This window comes from Streptomyces sp. NPDC088197 (genome assembly GCF_044741185.1).
GTDB lineage: Bacteria > Actinomycetota > Actinomycetes > Streptomycetales > Streptomycetaceae > Actinacidiphila.
Genome location: NZ_JBIUSD010000011.1, coordinates 188685 through 213973 on the forward strand (window position 1 = coordinate 188685; position 25289 = coordinate 213973).

The following is a 25289-nucleotide window of genomic DNA, read 5'->3' on the forward strand; positions in this document are numbered from 1 at the left end:
AGGCCGCCCGTCACCGCGTCTGACGGTGAGGGGCGCCTTGCTCGGGGTCGTCATCGATGGTCTGCCACGTCCGGCCGCGCTGGGCGTCGGCCGAGGCGGCGGGATCCGGCTGCCCGTTCGGCCCGGCGGGATCGGGACGTACGGCCGGGGCGGCGGTCCGGCGGGAGCGCATACGGCGGCTGCCGTACCAGAAGCCGCCCAGGAGGACCGCGGCCACCACGATCGCGGCCAGGAGGATGAGCAGGCTGCCGGAAACCCCGGAGCTTGCCAGGTAGTGGGTGGATGTCATGAGGGTTGTCTCCTGCTCTGGGGCTGTCCGGCGGTGACGAGCGGTCAGCCCTTGGCCTTGCCGGCCGCGCCCTTCTCGGTGGCGGCGCCGTCGGTGACGAGGGTGCCGCCGGTGGTCTCCAGGTGCGCCCGGACGAACCACTGGAACTGCTCCAGGTCGCGGAGCTGTCCGATCAGCAGGTCCTCGGTGGCCGGGTCGATCTCGCCGGCCACCTCGATCGCCTTGCGGACGTCCTCGACGACGCCGTTGTAGACCAGGTTGAGGGCGCCGAGGTGGGCGATGGCGTCCTGGCGGCCGATGCTGTAGTCGTTCCAGGTCCGCTCACTGACCAGGGCGCCCGGGGTGCCCAGGGCGACACCACCGAGCGCGGCGATGCGCTCGGCGACGTCATCGGCCATCGCGCGGACCTGCTCCACCTGCGGGTCGAGCATCTCGTGGACGGCGATGAAGTGCGGCCCGACGACGTTCCAGTGCACGTGCTTCAGCGTCAGATGGAGGTCGTTGAGGGCGTGCAGCCGCATCTGGAGAATCCCGATGAGCTCGCCGCCCTGCTTGGTGGTCAGGCCGGGGACGGTGTACTTCGGAAGCTTGCGCGTGGGCATGGCTGTCTCGCTTTCGTCGGTCGAGAGGGTCGTGAATTTCGGCTCGGGCACGTGTCAGGCACGAGCCGGGCTTGGTGAGTGGTCCCCGCGCGGTCGGCGGGGGCGGGTCGCCCCAGGGCTTGACGGGCTCAGGGCGCCGGGACGAGGGCTGCGTCGACCTCGCGGAGGAAGTCGTCCAAGTCGTCGGGCGTGCGTGAGGTGATCAGCGTCCAGCCGTCGGCGGTGTCGCTCACCACGGGCTTGTCCACCCACGCGCCGCCGGCGTTGCGGATGTCGGTGCGCAGGGACGCGTAGGAGGTGAGCGTCTTTCCGCGGACGAGATCGGCCTCGACCGCGAGCCACGGGCCGTGGCAGATCGCCGCGACGGGGCGCTTGGCCGACGCGAAGGCCCGTACGGCCCGCACGGCCGTTTCGTCCTGCCGGAGGCTGTCGGCGTTCAGCGTGCCGCCGGGTACGAGCAGCAGGTCGTACGCCGTGACGTCCGCCTTTTCCAGGGTCAGCGTCGGCTGCACGGTTTTGCCGGGGTCCTTGTCGCCGACGAGCGTCCGGATCGGCTCGTCGGACACGGCCGCGACGTCGACTCTTGCGCCCGCCGCCCGCAGGTGTTCCACGGGGACGACGAGTTCGTCCTGCTCGACGCCGTAGTTCGTCACGATCGCCAGAACGCTCCGGTCCTTCAGATTGCTGACCGCCATGGCGGTTCCTTCCTTACGCGCTTCTTGTGCTGGTGGCCCCCCGGGCTCGATGTGCGGCTACCCCTTCACCAGCTTTAATGCCTCGAAATGCTCACCGATTTGCCCGAATGGCGCGATATTGCGGCGATCCGGGTGGTCGGACGTCCTCCGGGACTCCCCTCGCGGGCACGCGGCCGAGGGCCGAGGGAGGCTCACGGCGCGAGGCCGGCGTCGCGGGCCAGGAGTGCGGCCTGCACCCGGTTGGTGACGCGCAAGGTGGTCAGGATGCGGCTGACGTGGGACTTGACGGTGCTCTCCCGCATGCCGAGCGCGTTCGCGATGTCGGCGTTGGTGTCCCCCTCGGCGAGCAGGGCCAGCACGTCCTTCTCCCGCGGGGTCAGAGGGTCGATCCGCGTCCGGGCTTGGGTGGCCCGAGGCCGGTTGGTGCGGTGGTAGCAGTCGATGAGACGGCGAGCGGCGGCGGGATGGAGCAAGGCGGAGCCGGCGGCGACGAGGTGGACGGCGCGCAGGATCTCGGCGGGGTCGGTGTCCTTGAGCAGGAAGCCGTCGGCACCCGCGGCCAGCGCGTTGTAGACGTACTCGTCGAGGTCGAAGGTGGTCAGCGAGATGACCTTGGGCGGGTGGGGCAAGGCGCGCAACCGCTTGGTGGCGATGATGCCGTCCATGCGGGGCATCCGGATGTCGACCAGGGCGATGTCGATGCGGTGGGCGGTGGCCTGCTCGATGGCGTGGAGCCCGTCAGCGGCCTGGGCGACGACCTCGATGGCCTCGTCGCCGTCGAGGAGGTCGGTCAGTCCGAGGCGGACGAGTGCGTCGTCGTCGACGACCATGACGCGGATCATGCGCGGGGACCGTTCGGCGCGGCGGCGCGGTGCGGTATCCGGGCGGCCAGCCGCCAGGACCCGCTGCCGCCGGGCCCGGCATTCAGGTGTCCGCCGAGTGCTTCGACCCTCTCGCGCAGCCCGACAAGGCCGAACCCCGAGGGCGCCGTCGCCTCGCCGCGCCCGCCGGGAGTGTTGGTGACCTCGACGACGGTGGCGGGCGGCCCGTAGTCGATACGGACGCGGACGGGGGCGTCGGCAGCGTGTTTGCGGGCGTTGGTCAGGGCTTCCTGGACCAGGCGGAAGACCGCCAGCCTGTGGGCCGACGGGGCCTGTTCCGGCCTGCCCTCGATGACGGTGTCGATGTGCTGCCCGGCCGTCCGCGCCTGCCCGATCATCTCCTCGACATCACGCAGGACCGGCGCCGGCCGTTCGGCACCGTGGGGGACGTCGGTGGTGCGCAAGGCGCCCAGCACGTCACGCAGGTCGGTCAGGGCATGGGTGGAGGCGGTGCGCAACAGGGTGAGGCGGTGGACGAGTGCGGCGGGCAGGACGTCCTTCCTGGCAGCGAGCACGCCGGTGTGCAGGGCGATCAGGCTGAGCTGGTGGGCGAGTACGTCGTGCATCTCGGCGGCGATGGCGGAACGCTCGGCCATGCGTACGGCCTGCTCGCGCAGTTCCCGCTCGGTCCGCAGATGCTCCACCTGTGTGTTCAGCGCCTTCACCAGGCGTCGCCGACTGCCCATCCACAGCCCTCCCACCACCGCCAGCACCGTGGAGCCGTACTGCTGCGGGCGCCACAGGGAGACCGCCGGGTGGAGCACGGCGCTCACCGAGAGCGCCACAGCCGAACAGGTCACAGCCGCCACGACGTGCCGGTGCGCGGCGAGGTCGAACAGGGCGAGCAGGAGCAGCGGCAGCAGCGGCCATCCCCACACCCCCGCCGCCGCTGTGGTCACCACCGGAGCGAGCCACCAGGGCGCCCGGCGCAGCAGCGCCAGCCCGCACACCACGGCCGCCGCACCGCCGGCAGGCGCGTACCGGCCTTCAGCGCTCAACGCCTCGTTCCGGAAAGCCGCCAGAGCCAGCACCGCCACCAAGCCGTAGCGGCCGTAGACCGCCCATCCCTGCCCCTGTTCCCCGTTCACCCGCAGAGCGTGGCACGCGCCCGGATGCCTGTCGTCCGACGTTCGGCTACGCCGACCTCCACCTTTGGTAGGGGAGGACGGCCGCACAAGGGAGGATATGCGCGGCTGAAGGCGTCTCTAGCGTCTCGGACATGGACGACTGGACCACCTCACATCACCGTGCCCCCGGGCGGCGCAAAGCGGAGAGCTGGATGTTCCTGCTCGAAGCGGCCCGCGATCTGCGCACCACCGGCGCCATCGCTCCCAGCAGCAAGGCTCTGGCCCGTCTGCTCACTGATCCCGCGGGCGAATACGGAGCGCGGCCCCTGAACGTCCTGGAGGCGGGCGCGGGCACCGGCTCCGTCACCCGCACGCTCCTCCCCCGCCTCTCCCCGGGCAGCAGCCTGGACATCGTCGAGGCCAACTCCCGCTTCACCTCCCAACTGCGACGCCTCGTCAGCTCCCATCCGCTTCCGGCGGACGGGAGCGAACGGATTCGCGTCCATCACGCCTTCGTCGAACAGCTCGACACCGACCGGCGCTACGACGTGATCGTCTCAGGGCTGCCGTTCACCAACTTCACCCCGGCGCACGTCACGACGATCATGGACCGGTACATCGAACTGCTGCGGCCCGGCGGCACGCTCACGTACTTCGCCTACCGCGGCACCCGCTACGCCCGCGCCCTGACCGCCACCCGCCGCGAAGCCCGCCGCCACCGCGCCGTCGAAGAGGTCCTCGCGGGATACCAGGACCAGTACGCCACCGGCTGCCGGACCGTGTGGGGCAACCTGCCCCCGGCGAGGGTCTGGCGGCTGCGCCGACCCGCCGACGTGTCCGCCCCGGCGGCGGCGTCGCCCGTCGCCGCCGTGACGTCTCGGCCAACTCCCTGACCGGAGAGCCCAGTTGGCGCGTCGCCGGATCGTCGCGTCATATCCCGCGACCGCCAACGCCCCTTTCTGCCCGCGGAAGCGACCGGAGCAGGCCCCGCAAGGGGCCCTCGAACGTACAGGGGTCCCCCGCCGGTTGATCGAGGCCCCCGAGGATGAGCGCGAGGCCCGCCTCGAACGCCTCCTCGTGAGTGACGACGGGGACAACGTCCGGCGCCCCCGCGTCCGCCTGCTCCTCCAGCACGACCTGCCGACCGCGCTGGCGAACTACGATCGCGTCCTGCGGCCCTTCGTGGACTCGAGGGCTCCACGGCCCGCTCCGCCCCGCCCTCCCCCGCGCCCCCGCCCTCCACCGTGACCGTAGGAATCGCCAACTCGCCCCGCTCCCGCGCTAGTTCGGAAATCCAGAACTCTGCCCGGGCCCCGTCTTCGCAGGGGCGCGAGGAACTGCGCGGACCCATTCGTGGGTAGGGAACGAAAGTTCGACAGCCCCTCTCGTCCCCACCGTCACGGAGGAAACATGCGCAGGAGAACGCTGATACGCGCCCTCGCCGTAGGCACGCTCGCCCCGGCAGGTCTGGGTCTGGGCGCACGAAGCGCGTCCGCCGCGGCCGATTCGTACGGAATCGACGTCGCGACCACCCAAGGCGGCATCGACCTCGCGCTGGCCCGCAACCAGGGCCAACAGTTCGCCATCGCCAAAACCGGCGGCAGCCAGCTCAGCGAGGGACCGTACGTCAGCCCGTACTACACGGCCCAAGTGGACAGCGCGCGAGCGGCCGGACTGCGGGTCGGCCACTACTGGCTGTCCGGCGACTTCCAGGCGCCGACGGACGCGGCGAACTACTTCGTCGACCACCTGCACGACTACCGGCAGGGCGACGTACTGGCCCTGGACGACGAAGTGCTCGACGACTCCACCGGGTTGTGGAACGACGGCCAGGTCGCCGCCTGGTTCCGGCAGGTACAGGCCAGGGTCGGTACGTGCGTGCCCTGGTTCTACATCGGCGCCGCGAATCTGCGCGGCGGCAGTTGGGGCCAGACGATCGCCACCGGGGCCAAGCTGTGGGTGGCCGCGTACGGCTCCAACAACGGTACGCGGCAAGGCGAACCGGAGCTGGGCGGCGCGTACCCGGACTGGGCGGTCCACCAGTACACCTCCGTGGGCTCCATCGGCGGCATCCGGAACGTGGACCACAATCTCGCTCGCGGCTCGGCGTTCGATCTGGTCGCCCCGGGCAGCGGGGGCGGAGGAGGGGGCGGCGGAGGCGGAGGTCTGCCGAAGACCACGACGGAGCAGGACGGCATCCCGGGACCGGTGTTCTGGAGCCGCGCGCAGAAGTGGCTGTCCCTCACCTCGGGTTACACCGGTCCGGTCGACGGCGTGCCCGGCGTCAACACCTACGCGGCCCTCCAGCGGTACCTGAAGGCGCACTTCGGCTACGCCGGTCCCGTCGACGGCGTGCCCGGCGTCAACACGTACGCCGCCTGGCAGCGGCTCGCCGCGCAGTGGGGCTACACCGGCCCGATCGACGGCGTGATGGGCCCCAACTCCTGGCGCGGCGTGGCCCGCTTCCTCAACCAGAACGCCTGGGACTGACCCCTCGCGCGGGGGGGGCTCCCCCGGACCCCTCAAGACCCGACGTACCGGCCAGCGGCACCAAGCCGGCCGGTACGTCGGGCGGGGAACGGTGATCTCCGACCACGCGTCAGCGAAGAACGCCAGAGCCGGTCGCGGACCCCGCCCTCCGAGTCCCGCCCGTGCACGGTCTGCGCATGACCCGGATCGGGTGACGCATCAGGCGGGGACGAAGAGAGCCGCGTGGGCCCCGTCGAGGATGAACCCGTTGTCGAAGCGGACCCGCACGCTCACGCGAGGCGGCTGTTCCTGGAAGGCGGTCCACGCGGGTTCCAGAGAGCCGACCTTCTCTTCGAGCTGCCTCCTGCTCTCCGTCGGCATCTCGCCTCCGAAGGCGTCGAGCAGCGACTTGAGCCGCTCGTACTCGCGCACCTCGTCGCTCTCGTCCCGGTGGGCGACCACCTGCTCGACGGCCCCGCCTGTGCCCGCGGCCAAAGACAGGAACCCGATCACGACCCCCGACACCTCCGCCGAATCGGTCAGTCTGGTGTCCGCTGCCAGCACCACCCGCTGGCCCGCCTTCAGAGTCATCCGCTCCCCATCTCCGCCGCTCCGGCTACGTCGCTTCCATCCGCCCGCCGCAAGGACCTCTCACCGCGGCGATCGCTCACGACACGGGCCCCTTCGTGGAACCTACGGGCACCGTAATACGGCATCCGCACAACGCCGTCCCCGGCGAGGCAACGCCAGCACCTGCGGGCGGAGTCCTCCAGGCGCTGATGTCGCTGGAGTGGTGAAATCCGGGTCACCGCGGAGACGAAGGAGGCTCCGCGAGCGGGCTGCTGCGTCGCGGCGGGCTCATGGGCGTGGGGGGTCGGGGGTGAGGCTGCCGTGGGTGGGGCGGCCTTCCAGGACGGTCAAGGTGACTTTGTGTGCGAAGTCCCGGCCGTGGAAAGGGGAGTTGGCCGACCGGCTCAGCCAGGTGGCGGGCTCGGCCCGCCATGCCTGCGGCCGGACGACACAGAAGGTCGCCGGTTCGCCGACCGCGACCGGGCGGCCCGCGAGGTGGGCGATCCGGCCGATCGCGGCCGGGGCCGTGGACATCACACGCGCCACCGCGGTCCAGTCCACCGCCCCGGTGACCGGGTCCGCGAACACCTCGGCCACCACCGGCAGCGCCGTCTCCAACGAGGTCAGGCCGAAGGCGGCGCTCAGCCAGGAACAGGTCTTCGTTCGAGCCGGGTGCGGAGCGTGGTCGGTGGCGACGACGTCGATCGTGCCGTCGCGCAGCGCCGCGCGCACCGCGGCCACGTCGGTGGCCGACCGCAGCGGCGGGTTGACCTTCAAGGCCGGTCCCCGCTCGGCGGCTTGGGTGTCGGTGAGCATCAGGTGATGGGGCGTCACCTCGGCGGTCACGGACAGGCCCTCGCGTTTGGCGGCCCGTACCAGCGCGACGGAACCCGCCGTGGAAACATGACAGATGTGCAGCCGTCCACCGGTGGCGGCGGCGAGCGCCAGGTCCCGGCCGATCACCGCCTCCTCCCCCGCGCCCGGCCAGCCGGGCACGCCGAGACCGGCGGCGACCGGCGCGTTGACGACTCCGTCGCGGACGATGGCGGCGCTCTGCGCGTGCTGGGCGAACGCGGTGCCGTACCGGGCCATCGCCGTCAGCAGTTCCAGGACCAGATTGTCGTCGTTCACGCACTTGCCGTCGTCGGAGAAGACCGTCACCCCGGCCGCCGCCAACGCCGCCACGTCCACGATCGCCTCTCCGGCCAGCCCGGCCGTCGCCGCCGCCACCGGGTGGACGCGTACGCCGAGCCCCCGGGCCCGCCGCCGTACCTCCCGTACTCGCGCGACGGTGTCCGTCACCGGTGAGGTGTTCGCCATCGCGAAGACGTCGGTGAACCCTCCGGCCGCCGCCGCGGCGGCCCCGGACGCCAGCGTCTCCGCCTCCTCTCCGCCCGGCTCCCGCAGATGCGTGTGCAGATCGACCAGCCCGGGCAGCAGCGTCCCGCCTGTCGGCTCCCCGGCCACCGCGTCCACGGACCGGATCACCCCGTCCTCGACAGTCAGGTCGAAGACCCCCGTCCGCCCGGCGACGCCGACCCGCTCCACCCGCCATGTCCCGTGCCCCGGCGGCGTGTTCACGAGGTGCCGTCGAGCCGGTGGAGGGCGGCGAGGAGAGTACGGACGCCCGAGGCGATCTGGGACGTAGGGGTGAACTCGGCGGGGACGTGGCTGAGTCCGTCGTCGCTGGGGACGAAGAGCAGGCCGGTCGGGATGACATGGGCGATCTGCTGCGCGTCGTGGCTGGCGCCGCTGGGCAGCACGCGGTACGGAAGGCCCAGGGAGGCGCAGGCATGGCGGATGTGGTCGGCGACCCAGCCCGGCAGGATGACCGGTGAGGTATCGGCGATGACCTCCGTGGTGAGCGCGACCCCGTGGTCTCGGGCCAGCGCGGCGAACTCGGCGGCCAGGGTACGGGCGGTGTCGCGCTGGCGGACGGAGTCCACGTCGCGTACGTCGACGAAGAACTCGACCGACCCCGGGACCGTGGTGATCGAGCCGGGCTCGACGCGGAGCCGGCCGACGGTGACCCGTACGCCGTGGTGCCGGGGGTCGCGGGCGAGCCGGTCGCCCAGCACCACGCACTCGGCGGCGGCCACCAGGGCATCGCGCCGCAGGTGCATGGGGGTGCCGCCGGAGTGGGTGGCGCGTCCCTCGGCCCGCACCCGCAGCCGGGTGCTGCCGGAGATCACGTCGACCACGCCGAGGTCGACCCCCTGCGACCGCAGCACCTCGCCCTGCTCGATGTGGAGTTCGACGAAGGCGAACCACTCCTCGGGCCGCCAGCGCGACGCGTCCACCAGGTCCGGCCGCAGCCCGACGGCGGCCATCGCGTCGGCCATCGTCACGCCGTCGCGGTCGGTGAGCCCCGCGAGATCCGCCGCGCCGGTCAGCCCGGCCGCCATCCGGCTGCCGTTGCACGCCTGCCCGAACCGCGCGCCCTCCTCGGCCGCGAACGCCACGAACCGCCACGGTCGACGGTGCGCGGCCTCCTGCCGGACCACGATCTCGGCGACCTCCATGGCCGCGACGACGCCCACGATGCCGTCGAAGCCGCCGCCCTGCGGCACGGTGTCCAGATGCGAGCCGGTGCCCAGCGCGCGCGTGTCGCCGGAGCCCGTATGAGGCCCGGCGGGCGGCAGTTCCGCCACGGTGTTGCCCGCGTGGTCGGTGGTGACCGTCAGCCCGAGGGCCGTCATGTGGGCGGCGAACACCGCGTGCGCCTGGCGTTCCAGCGGGCTGTACGCCAGGCGCGTGCAGCCGGGCCCCGGTTCGGTGAGCGCGGCGAAGCCCGCCAGATGAGCGTCGATCCGCCCGAGGTCGACCCCGTCGAGCAGGTCGGCGGTCGCCGGCTGGGCCGTCCCGGTGCTCATGCTTCGTCCCTGTCGTAGCCGGTGCGGCCGTTGTCACGGTCGGCTCCGCCGTTCCCGGGGCTGACCACGTCCACGCCGTCGGGGGCCGCCCCGAGGAGCGGGGCGAGCGAGCAGACGGCGACGACCCGGCCGCCGTGACCGGTCACCGCCCTTACCAGCGGCGCGAGTTCGGCTCCGGGGCCGCCGCTGTCGACGCCGCCCCGGGCGACCACGACCGTGCGTTCGCCGGGCAGCACGTCCTCCACGATCAGCCGTCCGAGGTCCTCGATCACGACCCGGCGCGGCAGCCCGAGGGTGTGGGCGACCACGTGGGCGAGCAGTACGTCGGCGGTCGCGTTCCAGCTCACGACGGCCTCGGGGCGGTAGCGGGCGGCCAGTTCGGCCAGCGCCGCGCCCGCCCGTTCCACGGTGGCGGGGTCGTCGGCGAGCAGAGCGGCACCGGTGCCCGTCGTCGAATCCGCGGGCTCCGCGGGGGACTTGGCGGCCGGAGTCGGCGGGGCGGGGGGATGCGGAAGGGGGCTGGTGGGCATGGCGCTCTCCTGTCGGGTCGTACGGTTCTCCTGCCGGGCGGTGGGTTTCGGGGCGGGGCCGGCGGGTCCGGCGAGGGCTGCGGGGCCCGCGGGGGTGACCCCTTCGAGCGGGCCGAGAGACCCGACGGGTGCGTAACCGGTCGCCGTCCGCCGTACGAGGGCGGTGTGGAGGCCGAGGCCGGCGGGCGGTTCCCCGGACGGCGCGACCACCACGGCCGCGCTGTGCGGCAGGGCTCCGGCCTCGCGCAGAAGCGGCAGCGCTCCGGCGGCCGAGGCGGCGTCGACGGCGATCACGACGACCGTCTCGCCCGGGTGGATCACGCCGAACGGCGGGGCGCCCGCGACGAGGGCCGCGAACGGCAGTCCCGTCTCCAGCGACACTGCCGCGCCCAGAGCCTGGGCGCCGGGCCCCGCCGCCACCAACCGGTCGGCGGTGGCGGGGACTTCGGCGGCCAGGGCGGCGGCGAGCCGGCGCAGCAGCGCGGGCCGGTCCAGCCAGCCCGAGCCACTCCCCCGGTCGCCGACAGCGTCACCTGCGGCGTACCCGGCCGCGGCCAGGTCCCCGGCCAGCTCCTCCGCCAGCACTCCCGGCGCCCGGTCGAGACCGGGAAGCACCCGGGCGCCGACCCGCGACCGGCTTTCCGCCACGCCGCGCGCTGCGACCGCCTCCGCCCCGACCCCCGCGACCGCCGTCGCCGTGGAGACCGCCCCGACCCCCGCCCCGGCTCCCGCTTCCGCCGTCATGGCCGGTCCCCTCCCGCGAAGGAGGGCCGCGGGACGAAGACGTCCGGCGACGTGCTGTCGGCCTGCATCAGTGCGACGAGCTGCTCCTGGGTCGGGTCCGGCGCGAAGGGCCGCTCGTACCCCTGCTCGCGCGACAGCGCCTGCGCCGCGTCCAGCACGATCCGTGCCTTGACCGCCCGGTCGGCCGGATCGGCGACCCGCGACCAGGCCGCGCAGACGGTGACGGCCGAGCTGACCCGTCCGGACGGACCGCTGCGGACCGGCGCGGAGACCGCCCAGACGCCCTCGTCGAGTTCGTTGTCGCACACGTCGAAGCCCCGCTGGCGGACCACGGCGAGGTGGTCGATGAGCCGGTTGATCTCCCGGACGGTGCCGGAGGTGAAGGACGCGCGGGGGTAGGACGACAGCAGCGTCTCGACGAAGGCCGGGTCCTGGTAGGCGAGGATCGCGCGGGCCGAGGCGGCGGCGTGCAGCGGCACCTCCTGGCCGAGCCTGACGAACAGCCGCAGCGGGCGCTTGGTGCCCGCGATGGACACCGCCACCACCCGGCCGTCGATCAACTGGGTGAGCACCACGCTCTCCCCGCACCGGCGTTCGGCCTCCACCAGCGCAGAGGGCGGCTGGATCACGAACGGCTCGTAGTCCTCGACATGGCCGAGTTCGAGCGCGTTGGGGCCGAGCACGTACCGCTTGGTGGTGGGCGACCGGCTGACGAAGCCGGTGTGCTCCAGGGTGCTCATCACCCGGTGCATGCTGCCGACGGGGATCTCCAGTTGCTGGTGGAGCTGCTGGAGGGTGAGGCCCTGGCGGTACGCGGACAGGTGGGTGAGCACCGACAGGGCCCGCACCACCACGTGCATCGGCTTGTCTGCGCCCGACCGCTCCGGACCCGGCTTGTCCGAACCCGCCGTCTCCGCACCGGACTTGTCAGACCGTGGTCGCTGGGCGCCGGTCTTCTTCATGAGGTGTCCCCATCCCGTTGATCCCGTTGATCCCGCAGATCGCCTGGATCGCATCGTCGCGCAGGTCGCGTCCGTCCCGCTGGTCGCCGCTGGATCCCTTGGATTTCCCCGCCGTTACCGCTGAGGTGTCGGCGAGAGTCATTCCGTAACACGGAATCAACATATCGGCTCCGCACCACTGGAGTATCGGAGCCGCACCGGCCCCCTGTCAATGACACTTCCTCAGACTGCGCAGCGGGAATGCCGATTCGCAAGGTCATCGGGCACCAAACCCTTGACAGCCGGACCGGGGCCTTCCAATACTGTCGAATCCGCAGTGCGGAATATTCGTTTCCGTCTCACGGAAATAAGGGAAGGGGGGTTGATGACCGTCTCCGACATCGAGGTGGCCGTACCTCCGGCCGCCGCCAGGCCGCCGAACCGGTCCCCGTCCCGTGGCCTGCTGCCACGAGGCGCCCTGCTGCTGGTCGCCCGCAAACTGGGCGGCGCGGTGCTGGTCGTCTGGGGCGTGGTCACCTTCACGTTCGTCGTGGCCCGCGTCGTGGCGCCGGACCCGACGGGCCTGCTGGTACCGCCCGGGGCGAGCGAGGAGGTCCGGGCCCAGGTGCGGTCCTCCCTCGGCCTGGACCACAGCATCCCTCGCCAGTACCTCATCTACCTGCGCGATCTGCTGCACGGCGACCTCGGTACGTCCTTCGGCACCGGCCGCGCCGTCAGCGCCGACCTGACCAGCAGGCTCCCCGCCACGCTGGAGTTGGCCGTACCCGCCCTGATCATCGGCGTCCTGCTCGGCACCGCGCTCGGCGTGATCAGCGCGGTCCGCCGGGGCAAGGCCGCCGACCACGCGATCCGGGTGGTCACCGTGGCGGCGCTCGCGATGCCGCAGTTCTGGCTCGGCCTGGTGCTGTTGTCGCTGTTCTTCGTCCGGTTCGGCATCCTGCCGGGACCCATCGGCCGACTGCCCGCGGGCCTGGCGCCGCCGCCCGGCGTCACCGGCAGCTACGTCATCGACGGGCTGCTGGCCGGGCAGTGGGACACCGTCCGGCAGGCCCTGCTCCAACTGGTGCTGCCCTGCGTCGTCCTGGTCTGCGGCATCTTCGCCCCCATCACCAGGGTGGCCAGGTCCGGCATGGTCGAGGCGCTGCGCAGCGAGTACGTCAGGACCGCGCACGCCTACGGTTTCAGCCGGTCCCGTATCTACCGCAGCTACGCGCTCCGCAACGCGCTGCTCCCGGTGATCACCATGATCGCCGGCGGCGTCGCCTTCGCCTTCACCGGCGCGGTGCTGGTCGAGGGGGTCTTCGGCTGGCCGGGCATCGGCCAGTACGCGCTGACCGCCGTCCAGCAGTCCGACTTCCCCGCGCTCCAGGGCTTCGTGCTCTACGCGGCCGTCGTATACGTCGCCCTGTACGCACTGGTCGATCTCGCCTACTCGCTGGCCGACCCGAGGATCCGCTCATGACCGCCCCGGCCCCCGTGCCCTCCGCCGACCTGACCGCCGCCCCCTCAGCGGGCCCGCCCGCGGGGCCCGGCGGCCCGGTCCAGGACCGGCGCCCGTCCGGCCGTCGGCTGACCCGCCTGCTGCCCGGCGCCGGCGGCGCCGACTCGCTGACCGTACGCCTGGGCCTCGGCCTGATGGCCGTGCTGCTGGTGGCCGCCGCGGTCGGCAGGATCTGGACGCCGTACGACCCCGAGCAGCCCGGCGTGGGGCTGCCGTACCAGTCCCCGGGCGGGAAGCACTGGTTCGGCACCGACCAGGCGGGGTCCGACGTCTTCTCCAAGACGCTCGCCGCCACCTGGACCGACCTGTGGCTGACCCTGGTGGCGGTCGCCATCGCCTTCGTGATCGGCAGCTTGCTCGGCGCGGTCGCCGGGTACTGGGGCGGCTGGGCGGACGCGGTGATCATGCGGGTCACCGAGATCCTCCAGTCCTTCCCCGCGCTGCTGCTGGCGTTGCTGCTGGTCACCACGCTCGGCTCGGGCCTGGCCAATGTGATCGTCGTGGTCGCCTTCGTCGGACTGCCCGGCTATCTGCGGCTGCTGCGCGCGGAGGTCAAGGGCCGCAAGTCGTGGGAGTTCGCCGAGGCCGCCGTGCTGGCGGGCAACAGCGGACGGCGTGTCCTGGCCCGGCACCTGGTGCCCAACGGCCTCACCCCGCTGGTGTCCTACGCGGCGGTCAACGCCGCCTGGGTGGCGATCGTGGTCTCCAGTCTCGGCTTCGTCGGCGTCGGGATCGAACCCGGCAGCCCGGAGTGGGGCTCGATGATCGCGGGCGGCAAGGACTCCCCGGACGCGTACTGGATCTCGCTGTTCCCCGGCGTCTGCATTCTGCTGCTCGCCGCCGCCTTCTACCTGCTCGGCGACGGCCTGCTGGAACGGGAGGACGACCGATGAGCGCCACCTCCGGCGCGGCCGTACAGCCGTCCGCGCCCCTGGCCGACGGAGCCGGGAACGCGTCCGGCGCCGAACCCGGCGTCCCGCTGCTCACCGTGGCCGGCCTGTCCGGCGCCTTCAGCTCCGGGCACGGCGACCGGGCGCGCGCCGTCCAGGTGCTGCGCGATGTGAGCTTCGAGCTGCCGCGCGGGCAGATCACCGCGATCGTCGGCGAGACCGGCAGCGGGAAGTCGCTGACCGCGCTCACCGTGATGGGACTGTGCCCGCCCCGGCTGGCCGTCGAGGGCTCCATCCGCTTCGACGGGAAGGAACTGCTGGGCCTGGACGAGGCCGGTTACCGCGAACTGCGCGGCGGCCAGATCGCGATGGTCTTCCAGGACGCCCGCTCCTCGCTCAACCCGGTGCTCACCGTCGGCCGCCAGCTCACCGACGTGGCCCGGCTCCACCACGGCCTCGGCAAACGCGCGGGCCGCGCACTGGTGGCCGAGACGCTGGCACGCGTCCGGATCCCCGACCCCGTGCGGCGGATGGCGCAGTACCCGCACCAGTTCTCCGGCGGCATGGCGCAGCGGGCGATGATCGCGATGGCACTGCTGTGCCGCCCCCGGATGATGCTGCTGGATGAGCCGACCACCGGGCTGGACGTCACCACCCAGGCCGACGTGATGGAACTTGTCGTGGAGCTGGCCCGGCAGGACGGGCTCACCGTGTGCCTGGTCACCCACGACCTGGGCGTCGTCGGCGAGACCTGCGACCGGGTGGTGGTGATGCGGGGCGGCACGGTGATCGAACAGGCCGCCGCCGAGGACTTCTTCCGGGCTCCGCAGGCCGACTACTCCCAACTCCTGCTGGCCGCCAACCGCGTTGACGACGACTCCGGGAGGCCGTCATGACCTCGTCCGCCGTACCCGCTTCTTCCGCCTCCGCCGCCCACTCGGCCGCCGTCGGCGCGTCCGCCCCGGCCGGGTCCGAACCGGTCCTCCAAGTGGACGGCCTCCGGACGGAGTTCACCGTCCGCAGCCGGGGCCTGCGGCACACCCTGCGCGCCGTGGACGGCGTGGACCTGGTGCTGCGGCCGGGCGAGACACTGGCCGTCGTCGGGGAGAGCGGCTCGGGCAAGTCCACGCTCGCCCGGTCGATCCTGCGGTTGGTCGAACCGGCCGCGGGCCGGGTGACCGTCGCCGGGCGCCCGCTGTCGTCCTTCCGCGACCGGCGCGAGGTGTACCGGGACGTGCAGATGGTCTTCCAGGACCCCCGCTCCTCCCTCGACCCCCGGCAGAAGATCCGCTCGATCCTGGACGAGCCGCTGCGGCTGCACCTGCGGATGCCCGCGCCTCGGCGTGAGGCCCGAATCCGTGAGCTGCTGGCCTCAGTTGAGCTGTCCGAGGACCTCCTGGACCGGCGGCCGGCCGCGCTCTCCGGCGGTCAGCGGCAGCGGATCGGCATCGCCCGCGCGCTGGCCGTCCAGCCCAGGGCCGTCATCCTCGACGAGCCCACCGCCTCGCTCGACGCCTCCACCCGGGGCGTCGTGCTGGACCTGCTGGCCCGCCTCCAGCGCGAGACCGGCATCGCCTACCTGCTGATCTCGCACGACCTCCAGGCCGTACGCCGGATCGCGCACCGCGTGCAGGTGATGTACGTGGGCCGGGTCGTGGAATCCGGCACCACCGAGGAGGTGCTGCGCCGTCCCGCTCACCCCTACACCCGCGCGCTGCTGGACGCCGCCCCGGTCGCCGCGTACGGCGGCCACACCCGCGCCATCCGGCTCAGCGGCGAGAACCCCGGCCCCTTCGACCTGTCCGCCGGCTGCGCGCTGGCCCCCCGCTGCCCGCTGGCGGAGGAGTCCTGCACGGCCGGAAGGCCCCCGCAACTGTCCTTCGGCGGCACGCACGACGCCGCCTGCCCCATCACCCACCGACAGGTCAGCGCCGACCTCTCGGCCGCGCGAAGAGAGAGGCAAGACTCAGATGACCAGTAGATCTCCGCAGCGCGCCCGGCTGTTGGCCGGTACGGCCGCGGTCGCGGTCGCCGCCGTCCTGACGGCCTGTTCGTCCTCGGCAGGCACCACCGGACAGAGCGCCGCCAAACCGCCCGCGGCGCTGGTCGCCGCCTGGCCGAGCGACATCTCCACCATGGACCCGGGCAACGTCAACACCGACCAGGACAAAGAGCTGGCGATGAACGTCTACCAGAACCTGGTGGGCTACAAGACCACGGCCCAGGGCGGCCACTCCGCCTCCAGCGGCCTCGCCGCCGCACCCGCCCTCGCCTCCTCCTGGACCATCGCCGGGGACACCGTCACCTTCACCCTCCGCGACGGCCTGAAGTTCTACCCCAGCGGCAACCCGGTCACCGCCAAGGACGCCGTCTGGTCGCTCCAGCGGGCGCTGAAGCTCAACGGCGCCGTCGAGCTGAACAACAGCGGTGTCTTCGACGCCGCCCAGATCACCGCCCCCGACGCCACCCACGTCGCCATTCGCTACCAGGACAGCGCGGGCAAACCGATCAAGGCCAGCGAGGTCAACATCGCCACGCTGCGCACCTGTTGGTACGGCGTCATCGACTCCGCCGCCGCCCTCAAGAACGCCGGCCCGTCCGACCCGATCGCCGCCGAGTGGCTGAAGAGCCACGTGGCGGGCAGCGGCCCGTACTACGTCAAGAGCCGGCAGACCGGCCAGTCGCTGAACCTCGCGGCGGTGCCCGGCGCGGCCCTGAACGCACCGAAGTTCTCCGCCGTGACACTGCGCGTCGTCAACGACGGCAATGTGGCGGGCCTGTTGCGCGGCGGCAGCGTCAACATCGCCCAGTACGGCCTGAGCCCCCGGGACGCGACCTCGCTGAAGTCGGCCGGCTTCAACGTCCAGCACGCCAACACCTCCAGCTACCTCTACCTCCAACTCGCCTCCGACGCGGGCCCGTTCAAGAACCCGCTGGTGCGGCGCGCCGTCGCCGAGGCACTCCCGTACGACGCGCTGGTGAAGAACGTCTACTACGGCCAGGCCGAGCGTGCCGACTCCTACGTCTCCGCCGGCGCCCCCGGCTACAGCGCCGCGTGGAAGGACTACGGCGACGCCGCGAAGGCCAAGAGCCTGATGGCGCAGGCCGGGAACCCGTCGGTCTCCACCAAGCTCCGCTACCCCAGCGAGAACACCGACTTCGCGACCGCCGCCCAGCTCATCAAGAGCGCGCTCAAGCCGATCGGCGTCGACGTCACCCTGCAACCGCAGACCTCGGCCGCGCTGATCACCTCGATCATCGGCCGCGCCACCGCCAAGACCGGCGGCAGCGCCGACGACGGCATGGTGCTCACCACGCTGTCGACGTACGTGGAGGACGCCAAGACCCCGGTGAAGCTGTGGACCGTGACCGGCGGGGTCGTGAACTTCTCCCGCACCAGCATCCCGGAGATCGACCGGCTCCAGGGCGAGTTCGCCATGGCGGCGCCGAGCCCTGCGCGTGACCAGGCGTACGAGAAGATCCAGCAACTCGCCGCGCAGGACGCCGCGTTCCTGCCGCTGGTGGTCACCGGCCGCACCCTGGTCAGCGCCTCAGGGGTGTCCGGCCTGACCTTCACCCCGGAGCCCGTCACCCTCTACTGGACGCTGGAGCCCAAGAAGTGACGGCCGGGCAGGCCGGGCCGTCGACCGGGGAGTCCGGCTCCGAGCCGTTGTGGCGCCGCTCGGCGCGGCAACTCGCCGCCTCCTACGCCGAAGGCTCGGCCACGCCCGCCGAAGTGCTGGAAGCGGTGGTCGAGCACGCCGAGCAGATCGACCGGCGTCTGAACGTCTTCGCCCACCGCGCCTTCGACGCCGCCCGGCGGTCCGCCGCCGCCAGCGGTGAACGGTGGCGCGCGGGAACCCCGTTGAGCGCGTACGACGGCGTGCCGCTCACGGTCAAGGACAACATCCCGGTGGCCGCGATGCCCTGCGCCTGGGGCAGCCGGCTCTACGCCGACCGCACCCCGGAGCGCGACGAACTGTGCGTCGGACGGCTGCGGGCCGGCGGCTGGGTGATCCTCGGCAAGAGCAATGTCTCGGAGTTCACCCTCGGTCTCGGCAATGTCAGCACCCTGCTGCACGGCACCACCCGCAACCCGTGGAATCCCGCGCTCACCACCGGCGCGTCCACCGGCGGCGGCGCGGCGGCGGTGGCCGCGGGCGTCGGGCCGGTGGCGCTGGGCACCGACGGCGGCGGCTCGATCCGCTGGCCGGCCGGGTACTGCGGGCTGGTCGCGCTCAAGCCGACGCTGGGCCGGGTCGCCCGGCTCGACGGCCTGCCGACCGTGCTGCACGACCTGGAGGTGATCGCACCAGCCGCCCGTACGGTGGCGGACCTGTCCGCGCTGCTCGGGGCGGTGGCCGGGCCCGACGCGCGGGACCGCCGTTCGCTCGGTGTGCCGGACGGCCCCGCCTTCCGCGGCCGGTCGCTGCGGATCAGGATGGTGGGGCGGTTCGGCGACTATCCGGTCGAACCGGAGATCACCGCGTCGCTGACGGCCGCGGCCGACCGGCTCAGCGCGCTCGGCCACCGGGTGGAGACCGGCGAAGTGCCCTTCGACTTCGGCCGGTTCGACACCCACTGGCGGACCATCGGCACCACCGGCCTGGCCTGGCTGATGCGCCGTCACCCGGACTGGCGCGCGGCGGTCGGCGACATCTACCCGCCGATGGTCGAGCACGGCCGCTCGTTGAGCGCCGCGGACTACGTGGACGCGCTCGACGCCTTCCGTGACCTGTTCGCGCAGCTCGCCGACTTCTTCACCGGCACCGACCTGCTGCTCACCCCGGTCGCCGGGGCGATGCCCTGGGCCGCCGACCAGCTCGCCCCGCCCTACCAGCGGGTGTTCACCGGCATCGCCAACGCCACCGGTGTGCCCGCTCTCAGCCTGCCGGGACCGCCGTCCCCGGCCGGCCTGCCGATCGGTTTCCAGCTCGTCGGCCCGTACGGCGCGGACCGGGCGCTGCTGGACCTCGCATCCGACTACGAGGCCGCGTACGGCTGGGCCGACCGCTGGCCGGCTGTCGCCGCCCCCCTTCCGAAAGGCGCCCGAGCATGACAGTCAGGATCGACTCCTTCGACACCGCGGGGCCCGGTGACACCGACGGGCTGGTGGCTGTGCTCAGCGCCCACGACCCGGCACGGATACGGCGGCTCGCTCTGCTGGTGAAGACCGAGGGCAGCGCCGAGACCAACGACTTCTCACGCGAACTCGCGTCCTGGCGGGCCCGGGAGGCCGTGCTCGCGCACGGCGGCGGGGACCTGCTGGAACGCTCGGTGTTCCTGCACTCCACGGGCTCCGAGGGGGCGATGACGCCGTTCGGCTATCTCGTCGTCGAGCTGGACGGCGCGGACGGCGCGGACGGCGCAGAGGCCGCTGCCGTCACGGACGACGCGGAGTCCACCGGCGGGGAGGCGGCCCCGGCTCCTCGCGGGGCGCCCGGCCCAGCGGGCACGCTCTGCGTGGGCATCGGGCGCAGCCGCCGGATCCGCGGTTCCGAGATCGGCTCGGCCGAACACGTCGCGCTGGCCGAGCAGGCCGTCGCGGAGGCCGTCGCGGACGCGGGTCTCGACCCCGCCGACGTCGCACTGGCCGTCGTCAAGACGCCGCTGACCGCACACGACGAGCCCATGCGGGTCACCTCCGCCGAGGCCAAGGCGGTCGGCGCGCTCGGCGCAGCGCTCGCGCTCGGCGAGGTGGAGCGGGCCGACGTCGTCCCGGCCGCCTTCGGCCGTGACCTGACCCTGCACTCGCGCCGCACCATGGTCTTCTCCAGTTCGGAGGCCGCGTGTGTCGAGGTCCTGGTGTTCGGCAACCGCCCCGGCGCGGGCGGCGACCTCCGGATCGTCTCCGGCCTGCTCGCCGACGTCCTGGACGCGCCCGGCATCCGCCGCGTCCTGGCCGCGGCGGGCGCGGAGTTGACCGCCGACGGGACGGTACGGGAGCCGGGACAGGTCGCGGCCCTGCTGATCAAGGCGGGCAACCGGCGGGACGGCACTCTGCGTGGCGCCCGGACCACCGTGCTGACCAGCCAGTTGGACCCGGACAAGCACGTCCGGGCGATCATGAGCGGGGTGGCGGGAGCGGTGCTCGGCACCGGGCGGATGTTCATCTCCGCCAACTCCGTCCACCAGGCGCCGGACGGGGGCGGCCTGTGCGTCGCGATCGTCGGGCCGCCCGTCTCCGGCGCGCCGGCCACCGACGTGCCGCCGCGCGGCGTACCGGCTTCCGTCGCGGCCTCCCCGGCGGGTGGCGCCGTATGAGCCTGCCGACCCTGCCCATGGTCGGTGACGCCGACGTACGGTCGGTGATCACCGTCGCCGACGCGCTGGAGGTGGTCGAGGCCACCTACGCCGACTTCGGCGCCGACCGGCTCTCCCTGTCCGCCCCCACCATCACCCGGCTCGGCGTGAGCGGCGGCACGCGGGGCTTCGGCCTCAAGGGCGCGCTGCTCGACCGGTACGGGGTCGCCGGGGTGCGGGTCACCCCGACCCACACCGGCGGGCGCAACAGTTGGTGCCTGGTGCTGGAGACCGAGTCCGGCCGCCCGTTGGTCGCCGTTGAGGAGACCTGGCTGCACCGGCTGCGGACGGCGGCCTCCGCCGCCGTCGCCGCGCGGCTGCTGGCCCGGCCCGACAGCAAGGTGCTGACGCTGGTCGGTGCCGGACAGATCGCCGCCTTCGTCCCGGCCGCGTTCGCCGAGGCGTTCGCGCTGGAGGAGATCCGGGTGGTGGCGCGCACGGCCGGCTCCGCCGCCGACTTCGTCGCCCGGCAGCCCGTCGCACCGGGCGCCACCCTCACCCCGTACGACGGCCTGGACGCCGCCGCACCGGGCTCGGACATCGTCGTCGCCCTCACCTCGGCCCGCCAACCCGTCGTCCACCCGCGGCACTTCGGGCCCGGCGTCACGCTGCTCGGCCTCGGCGGCGGCGCGGAGATCGCGGCCGAGATCGTGACTGGGCCGACGCCGTACGGCACCCGGGCCCCCGCCCCCGACGCCGCCGAGGCAGCCGGGTGCGGAGGCGTCGCGGGAGCCGTGCTCGCCCCGGAGGCCACCGGGCACGGGACCGGGACGGCCGACCGCTTCTTCGTCGACGATCTCGGCTACGCCCGGGAGATCGGCTCGATCGCCTCCTGGCTCGCGGCGGGCCTGCCCCCGCGGACCCTTGACGCCCGGCTCACCGGCTCCCTCCCCGCCGTCGCCGCCGGCTCCCTCCCCGGCCGCACGCACCCCGACGAACGGGTGCTCGGCATCGTCCAGGGCGTCGCCGCCTGCGACGTGGCCCTGGCCTGCCTGACAATGCGCCGCCTCGGCATCGGCTGAACCGCCCCCGCTGATCCCGTCAGCGGGCGGCGCACCTCACGGAACACCGTCCCCGCGGGTCAGCGAGGCAGGCGACCGGGCACGGAGACCGACCCTTCGGCCCCGGTCGCCGCCGTGGCGTCGCCCGGCCTCCGGCGCTGACGCGCGCGGCGTTCGCCCACCTGGACATGCCGACTCGGGGCTGGCCCACCACCTCTGAGCCGACCGGGCTCCGGACCGGCGGACGCGGGCCGGTGGTACCGGCCCGCGTCGGGTCAGCGCACGGTGACGGGCTTTGTGGTGGCCGCGCCATTGGTCCAGCCGCTGCGGTGGGCCGTGATCGTGACCGTGATCTTCCTGCCGCGGTCGGCCTTCACCAGGGCGTAGGCGGACTTGGTCGCACCCTTGATGGTCTTGCCGTTGCGCTTCCACTGGTACGTGTAGGAAGTGGCGGACGGCGACCAGGTGCCGCGGGCAGCCGTCAGCTTGTGACCGACCTTGACGGAGCCGGAGATCGACGGCGCGGTGGTGGTCTTCAGCGCGGGGCCGACCTCGACCTTCCGCGCGGGCGAGGTGGAAGCGACGGAGCCCGCGCCGTTGCTGACCGTGACCCGGCAGGACACCTGGTGGGCGTAGTCGGCAGAGGTGAGGACGCGGGTCTTGGCGGTGGCACCGGAGATGACCGCGCCGTCGCGCAACCAGGCCAAGGCGGCCTTGGCGTTGGTGCCGTTCCAGGCGGCGGAACAGGTGAGGGTGGAGCCGGTTCGGGCCGTTCCGCTCACCGCGGCGTTGGTGGTGATCTGTGGCTTGACCATCAACAGGGTCTGCGCCTCGGACCACACCTGGGAGGTGTAGCCGCCGCTGCCGACGTACTCGGCCTTGCGCCACAGCACCGTGGCCCGGCCGTCCGGTCCGGCAGCCACCTCGCCTGCGAGGGCGTCGGTGTTGGGGACGTCGACGACAGGTGTGCTGTTCAAAGCGGTGGCCTGGCTCCAGGTGCCGTCGGCGCGCACCGCCCACTCGAGGTAGTGGTCGTTGCCGTTGTCGATGCTCGGCACCTGCGGCCACACGACCTGCACGGTTCCGTCAGCGCCGATGGAGGCGTCCACCCGCCAGTTCACGTAGCCGGTGGACAGCGTCTTCGGCGCCGACCAGGTCCCGGTGCTCGCGGTACGGGTCACGGTCTGCACCACGGGGACACCGGCGGTGGGGCTCCAGCCCGTCCACACGTAGGTGACGTCACCGTTGGGCGCGGCCAACGGTTCGCTTCCGTCGCTGTAGTTGATGGCGGAAACGGCGGTCTGAGCTGCGCTCCAGCTACCCGAAGGAGCGGTGCGGGTGGCGGATTTGAGGTCGTTGGCGCCGTTGCGCCACAGCACGGTGGAGGCGTTCTTGGCGTCCATCGCCACCTGTACGTCACTTGACGTGGCGTCGGTGCCGGGCAGCACGGAGGCACCGCTCCAACTGGACCGGGCCGAGGTGCGGGTGGCGGTGGAGACCGTGTGCTCGCCGGTGAAACGGTTGAGTTCATCCCAGACCGCGGTGGCGGCGCCGCCGGGGGCCACCGCGAGGTCGATGCTCCAGAGGGATCCGGTCGTGGTGGAAGCCAGCGTCCGGGGTGCGGACCACGCCTGGTCGCCGGGGGCGAGGGCGGCGGTTCTCACATCGTAGTTACGGTACCCGTCGCCCTGGTCCCAGATGGCGGTGAAGGTGCCGTCGGCCGCCGCGGCCAGGCGGGGCGTGGACATGTCCAGGCCGTCCCAGGCGGCGAGGGTGGCCGGGGCGGACCAGGCCGCCGTGGCCGGGTTCCAGCCCGCGGCCAGGGCGACCAGCGAACCGTCCGCGCCACTGCCGTCCAGCCAGGACACCACGGCCCGTCCGTCGGCGCTCACGGCAAGGACGGCCGCGGAATTCTCGGCACGCCCGGTCGCCAGGGTGTGCGGCGCACTCCATGTCGTGGTTCCGGCAGGCCGTACGGCGGTCCGGAAGTCCCAACCGGTGGCCCCGGCGGCCTTGTCCCGCCACAGCGCGAACGCGGCGCCGTCACCGGCCACCTGGACATCGATGAGAGTCTGCTGGCCGTCCGCTCCGGTCAGGGCGACGGCCGCGCTCCACGGTCCCGCCGACGCGGTGTACCCGGCGGCGGCGGAGGGAAGGGCGGTGCCCAACGAGACCGCGGCCACGGTGGCGGCGAGCGCCACGGCGGCAGTCTTCGGTGTGCGTATCTTCAGTGCCATTACGGCTCCTGTCTCAGGCGAGCGCTCTTGCGCCCGGCATGCTCGCGCACATCGGAGCGAGGCGGCACAGCACCGGTGGAAGGCACATGGCGCGGATGCCCTCATGCGGACCACGACGCCCCCACTCCCGCGCCGTGGTCATGATGACAGGACGGAGCAACGGACCACGATGCCGGGTGCTGGCAACCCTGTACGGCCCGCCACGTCATCGCCGAAGTCGGCGGCACGGGCCGTCGACACCGTCGATCGCCGGGGGTGCGGCGGGTCTCACCCGGCGGCACGGCCCGGCCCGGCCCCGGGCAGGACCACGGCCGACGGCGACACTCATCCCTCCGCTGGGGGCGGGGTGAGGCGGGTGGTGAAGACGATGATGTCGTCGTCGGGCTCGGCGCCGAAGGTGTCGAGCAGTTCTGAGCACAGGGCGTCGGGTTCTCGGGGGCCGGCCGCGGCGGTGGCGGCGAGGAGTTCGAGGCGTTTGTCCAGGATGCTGTCGCGGGTCTCGATGAGCCCGTCGGTGATCATGAGCAGTCGGCTGCCGGGTTCGACGGGGTGCGCGGTGGCGGGGGGATGGGGCAGGCCCAGGCCCAGCAGCGGGCCGTGTTCGGTCAGGTAGCGATAGGTGCCGTCGGGGTGGAGGAGCAGCGGCGGGAGATGGCCCGCGTTGGCGATACGCAGGCAGGCGTTGCCGGGCTCGACCAGCGCGATGCAGACGGTGGCGGTCCATCCGGGCCGATGAAGGCCCAGGAGCCGATCGAGCTGCTCCAGCAGTACGTGCGGGGGGTGGTCCTGGGCGGCGTAGGCGCGCAGTGCGTGGCGGAGTTCGCCCATGACCATGGCGGCTTGCAGGGAATGGCCGACCACGTCACCGACCGCCAGGAGGAGCCCTCGGGAGGTGTCGACGGCTTCGTAGAAGTCACCGCCGATCTCGGCCGTGGTGGCGGAGGGCAGGTAGCGCACGGCGAGTTCGGCGCCGGGGACCTGTGGGAGGGTGGCGGGCAGGAACGTACTCTGCAGAGCCAGGGCGAGCTCGTGTTCCTGGCTGTAGCGCTCGACGACGTCTTTGTGCTCGACGGAGAGTTCCGCGTACATGGCCATGACGCCGGCGTTGGTCTCGGTCAGTTCGTCGTTGAGCCGTTCGAGTTCGTCGCGCTGGGCGTGCGCTTCCTGGAGTGAGGCGATCAGGTCGCGGGTCTGGGCCTGGAGGTCGTCGATCGCGCTGGCCGGGCTCGCGGACGCGAGGAGCGAGCGGACCTGCTCAATCCGCAGGTCGCGGGCGGCGAGTTCGGGGATCGGGCAGGCGATCTCGACGCGGCCGGGGCCCGACGGGGGCCGCGCGGGAGCGGCGGGGGCGGTCTCGTAACGCGTTTGGGGCAGCAGCCGGGTGACGGCCGTCAGCGACTCGCGGCTGGGGGCGCGGTCGTCGCCCCACTGCAACACGGTGAGGAGAACGGGCGGTTCCTGCCGCATGCTGAAGACCGCGGTCATCGGCGCCGGGCGGAGCAGGTCCCGGCCCAGTTCGCTCACCGCGGTGGCCAGACGTACCTGGTCGCGGCTGTCCAGGCCGACCGCCTCGGTGATGGTCTTGGCGTGGCGGCGCAGCGCGAACACGTCCCGCTCGGTCCTGATGGGGGTGACCAGCAGCGGGGTCGGGCTGAGGCGGTCGGACACGGGCGGG

At 72.9% G+C, this 25289-nt stretch carries 22 protein-coding genes; 10 read left to right on the forward strand and 12 right to left on the reverse strand.

Features of this window, described 5'->3' with window-relative positions:
- Positions 1–10: 10 nt before the first annotated feature.
- The 5 genes from ACIOC1_RS25310 to ACIOC1_RS25330 form a co-directional block, all read right to left on the reverse strand.
- Positions 11–289, reverse strand: coding sequence for a DUF6479 family protein (locus tag ACIOC1_RS25310; RefSeq protein ID WP_401856438.1), 279 nt, complete (start codon positions 287–289; stop codon positions 11–13).
- A 44-nt stretch (positions 290–333) separates the two neighbouring features.
- Positions 334–891, reverse strand: a complete 558-nt coding sequence (gene dps / locus ACIOC1_RS25315; protein WP_355342623.1) for a DNA starvation/stationary phase protection protein Dps — start codon at positions 889–891, stop codon at positions 334–336.
- 128 nt (positions 892–1019) lie between these two features.
- Positions 1020–1586 (reverse strand): DJ-1/PfpI/YhbO family deglycase/protease, encoded by a 567-nt coding sequence (locus ACIOC1_RS25320; RefSeq protein WP_391046146.1) that lies wholly within the window; start codon positions 1584–1586, stop codon positions 1020–1022.
- 191 nt (positions 1587–1777) lie between these two features.
- Positions 1778–2428: a response regulator gene (locus ACIOC1_RS25325; protein WP_401856439.1), complete on the reverse strand. Its 651-nt coding sequence runs from the start codon at positions 2426–2428 to the stop codon at positions 1778–1780.
- Complete coding sequence (locus ACIOC1_RS25330; protein WP_355342632.1) at positions 2425–3555, reverse strand: histidine kinase; 1131 nt, start codon at positions 3553–3555, stop codon at positions 2425–2427. The genes ACIOC1_RS25325 and ACIOC1_RS25330 overlap by 4 nt, the downstream gene beginning before the upstream one ends.
- 131 nt (positions 3556–3686) lie before the next feature.
- On the opposite strand from ACIOC1_RS25330, the gene ACIOC1_RS25335 reads away from it, so the two are divergent.
- Positions 3687–4427 carry a class I SAM-dependent methyltransferase gene (locus ACIOC1_RS25335; RefSeq protein WP_401856440.1) on the forward strand — a complete coding sequence of 247 codons (741 nt, stop codon included), beginning with the start codon at positions 3687–3689 and terminating at the stop codon, positions 4425–4427.
- Between the two features lie 517 nt (positions 4428–4944).
- Complete coding sequence (locus ACIOC1_RS25340; RefSeq protein WP_391162977.1) at positions 4945–6024, forward strand: GH25 family lysozyme; 1080 nt, start codon at positions 4945–4947, stop codon at positions 6022–6024.
- Positions 6025–6222: 198 nt separating this feature from the next.
- Here the strand turns inward: ACIOC1_RS25340 and ACIOC1_RS25345 are convergent, their stop codons facing one another.
- The 5 genes from ACIOC1_RS25345 to ACIOC1_RS25365 all read right to left on the reverse strand — a co-directional run bounded on the left by ACIOC1_RS25345 (position 6223) and on the right by ACIOC1_RS25365 (position 11682).
- Positions 6223–6594, reverse strand: a complete 372-nt coding sequence (locus ACIOC1_RS25345) for a hypothetical protein (RefSeq protein ID WP_401856441.1) — start codon at positions 6592–6594, stop codon at positions 6223–6225.
- A 267-nt stretch (positions 6595–6861) separates the two neighbouring features.
- Positions 6862–8121, reverse strand: a complete 1260-nt coding sequence (locus ACIOC1_RS25350) for a dihydroorotase (protein WP_401856480.1) — start codon at positions 8119–8121, stop codon at positions 6862–6864.
- Between the two features lie 29 nt (positions 8122–8150).
- On the reverse strand, positions 8151–9446 hold the full coding sequence (locus ACIOC1_RS25355; RefSeq protein ID WP_401856442.1) for a Zn-dependent hydrolase: 1296 nt from the start codon (positions 9444–9446) through the stop codon (positions 8151–8153).
- The gene (locus tag ACIOC1_RS25360) at positions 9443–10720 is read right to left on the reverse strand and encodes a hypothetical protein (RefSeq protein WP_401856443.1); all 1278 of its coding nucleotides are present in this window, start codon (positions 10718–10720) and stop codon (positions 9443–9445) included. The genes ACIOC1_RS25355 and ACIOC1_RS25360 overlap by 4 nt, the downstream gene beginning before the upstream one ends.
- Positions 10717–11682 carry an IclR family transcriptional regulator C-terminal domain-containing protein gene (locus tag ACIOC1_RS25365; RefSeq protein WP_391162971.1) on the reverse strand — a complete coding sequence of 322 codons (966 nt, stop codon included), beginning with the start codon at positions 11680–11682 and terminating at the stop codon, positions 10717–10719. Before ACIOC1_RS25365 ends, ACIOC1_RS25360 begins: the two co-directional genes overlap by 4 nt.
- A 364-nt stretch (positions 11683–12046) precedes the next feature.
- Between ACIOC1_RS25365 and ACIOC1_RS25370 the strand changes: the two genes are divergently transcribed.
- From ACIOC1_RS25370 to ACIOC1_RS25405, 8 genes are read left to right on the forward strand one after another with little or no spacing between them, the layout of a single operon-like run.
- Positions 12047–13144 carry an ABC transporter permease gene (locus ACIOC1_RS25370; protein WP_355342656.1) on the forward strand — a complete coding sequence of 366 codons (1098 nt, stop codon included), beginning with the start codon at positions 12047–12049 and terminating at the stop codon, positions 13142–13144.
- Positions 13141–14076, forward strand: coding sequence for an ABC transporter permease subunit (locus ACIOC1_RS25375; protein ID WP_391162970.1), 936 nt, complete (start codon positions 13141–13143; stop codon positions 14074–14076). The genes ACIOC1_RS25370 and ACIOC1_RS25375 overlap by 4 nt, the downstream gene beginning before the upstream one ends.
- Positions 14073–14969, forward strand: a complete 897-nt coding sequence (locus tag ACIOC1_RS25380; RefSeq protein WP_401856444.1) for an ABC transporter ATP-binding protein — start codon at positions 14073–14075, stop codon at positions 14967–14969. Before ACIOC1_RS25375 ends, ACIOC1_RS25380 begins: the two co-directional genes overlap by 4 nt.
- Entirely contained in the window at positions 14966–16054 is a 1089-nt protein-coding gene (locus tag ACIOC1_RS25385) for an oligopeptide/dipeptide ABC transporter ATP-binding protein (protein ID WP_401856445.1), read from the forward strand. The genes ACIOC1_RS25380 and ACIOC1_RS25385 overlap by 4 nt, the downstream gene beginning before the upstream one ends.
- Positions 16044–17696, forward strand: a complete 1653-nt coding sequence (locus ACIOC1_RS25390; protein WP_401856446.1) for an ABC transporter substrate-binding protein — start codon at positions 16044–16046, stop codon at positions 17694–17696. Before ACIOC1_RS25385 ends, ACIOC1_RS25390 begins: the two co-directional genes overlap by 11 nt.
- Positions 17693–19132 carry an amidase gene (locus tag ACIOC1_RS25395; RefSeq protein WP_401856447.1) on the forward strand — a complete coding sequence of 480 codons (1440 nt, stop codon included), beginning with the start codon at positions 17693–17695 and terminating at the stop codon, positions 19130–19132. The genes ACIOC1_RS25390 and ACIOC1_RS25395 overlap by 4 nt, the downstream gene beginning before the upstream one ends.
- A complete protein-coding gene (locus ACIOC1_RS25400) occupies positions 19129–20337 on the forward strand; it encodes a ring-opening amidohydrolase (protein WP_401856448.1) in 1209 nt (402 codons plus the stop codon). The genes ACIOC1_RS25395 and ACIOC1_RS25400 overlap by 4 nt, the downstream gene beginning before the upstream one ends.
- Positions 20334–21398: a hypothetical protein gene (locus ACIOC1_RS25405; RefSeq protein WP_401856449.1), complete on the forward strand. Its 1065-nt coding sequence runs from the start codon at positions 20334–20336 to the stop codon at positions 21396–21398. The genes ACIOC1_RS25400 and ACIOC1_RS25405 overlap by 4 nt, the downstream gene beginning before the upstream one ends.
- 254 nt (positions 21399–21652) lie before the next feature.
- Here the strand turns inward: ACIOC1_RS25405 and ACIOC1_RS25410 are convergent, their stop codons facing one another.
- Positions 21653–23614: a hypothetical protein gene (locus tag ACIOC1_RS25410; protein WP_401856450.1), complete on the reverse strand. Its 1962-nt coding sequence runs from the start codon at positions 23612–23614 to the stop codon at positions 21653–21655.
- Between the two features lie 324 nt (positions 23615–23938).
- Entirely contained in the window at positions 23939–25282 is a 1344-nt protein-coding gene (locus tag ACIOC1_RS25415; RefSeq protein WP_401856451.1) for a PP2C family protein-serine/threonine phosphatase, read from the reverse strand.
- Positions 25283–25289 lie beyond the last annotated feature (7 nt).

Excerpts from the sequence above, each read along its gene's own strand:
- ACIOC1_RS25310 (WP_401856438.1), bottom strand. The coding sequence starts at position 289 with ATGACATCCACCCACTACCTGGCAAGCTCCGGGGTTTCCGGCAGCCTG.
- dps (WP_355342623.1), bottom strand. The coding sequence starts at position 891 with ATGCCCACGCGCAAGCTTCCGAAGTACACCGTCCCCGGCCTGACCACC.
- ACIOC1_RS25320 (WP_391046146.1), bottom strand. The coding sequence starts at position 1,586 with ATGGCGGTCAGCAATCTGAAGGACCGGAGCGTTCTGGCGATCGTGACG.
- ACIOC1_RS25325 (WP_401856439.1), bottom strand. The coding sequence starts at position 2,428 with ATGATCCGCGTCATGGTCGTCGACGACGACGCACTCGTCCGCCTCGGA.
- ACIOC1_RS25335 (WP_401856440.1), top strand. The coding sequence starts at position 3,687 with ATGGACGACTGGACCACCTCACATCACCGTGCCCCCGGGCGGCGCAAA.
- ACIOC1_RS25340 (WP_391162977.1), top strand. The coding sequence starts at position 4,945 with ATGCGCAGGAGAACGCTGATACGCGCCCTCGCCGTAGGCACGCTCGCC.
- ACIOC1_RS25345 (WP_401856441.1), bottom strand. The coding sequence starts at position 6,594 with ATGACTCTGAAGGCGGGCCAGCGGGTGGTGCTGGCAGCGGACACCAGA.
- ACIOC1_RS25355 (WP_401856442.1), bottom strand. The coding sequence starts at position 9,446 with ATGAGCACCGGGACGGCCCAGCCGGCGACCGCCGACCTGCTCGACGGG.
- ACIOC1_RS25360 (WP_401856443.1), bottom strand. The coding sequence starts at position 10,720 with ATGACGGCGGAAGCGGGAGCCGGGGCGGGGGTCGGGGCGGTCTCCACG.
- ACIOC1_RS25365 (WP_391162971.1), bottom strand. The coding sequence starts at position 11,682 with ATGAAGAAGACCGGCGCCCAGCGACCACGGTCTGACAAGTCCGGTGCG.
- ACIOC1_RS25370 (WP_355342656.1), top strand. The coding sequence starts at position 12,047 with ATGACCGTCTCCGACATCGAGGTGGCCGTACCTCCGGCCGCCGCCAGG.
- ACIOC1_RS25375 (WP_391162970.1), top strand. The coding sequence starts at position 13,141 with ATGACCGCCCCGGCCCCCGTGCCCTCCGCCGACCTGACCGCCGCCCCC.
- ACIOC1_RS25380 (WP_401856444.1), top strand. The coding sequence starts at position 14,073 with ATGAGCGCCACCTCCGGCGCGGCCGTACAGCCGTCCGCGCCCCTGGCC.
- ACIOC1_RS25385 (WP_401856445.1), top strand. The coding sequence starts at position 14,966 with ATGACCTCGTCCGCCGTACCCGCTTCTTCCGCCTCCGCCGCCCACTCG.
- ACIOC1_RS25390 (WP_401856446.1), top strand. The coding sequence starts at position 16,044 with ATGACCAGTAGATCTCCGCAGCGCGCCCGGCTGTTGGCCGGTACGGCC.
- ACIOC1_RS25400 (WP_401856448.1), top strand. The coding sequence starts at position 19,129 with ATGACAGTCAGGATCGACTCCTTCGACACCGCGGGGCCCGGTGACACC.
- ACIOC1_RS25405 (WP_401856449.1), top strand. The coding sequence starts at position 20,334 with ATGAGCCTGCCGACCCTGCCCATGGTCGGTGACGCCGACGTACGGTCG.
- ACIOC1_RS25410 (WP_401856450.1), bottom strand. The coding sequence starts at position 23,614 with ATGGCACTGAAGATACGCACACCGAAGACTGCCGCCGTGGCGCTCGCC.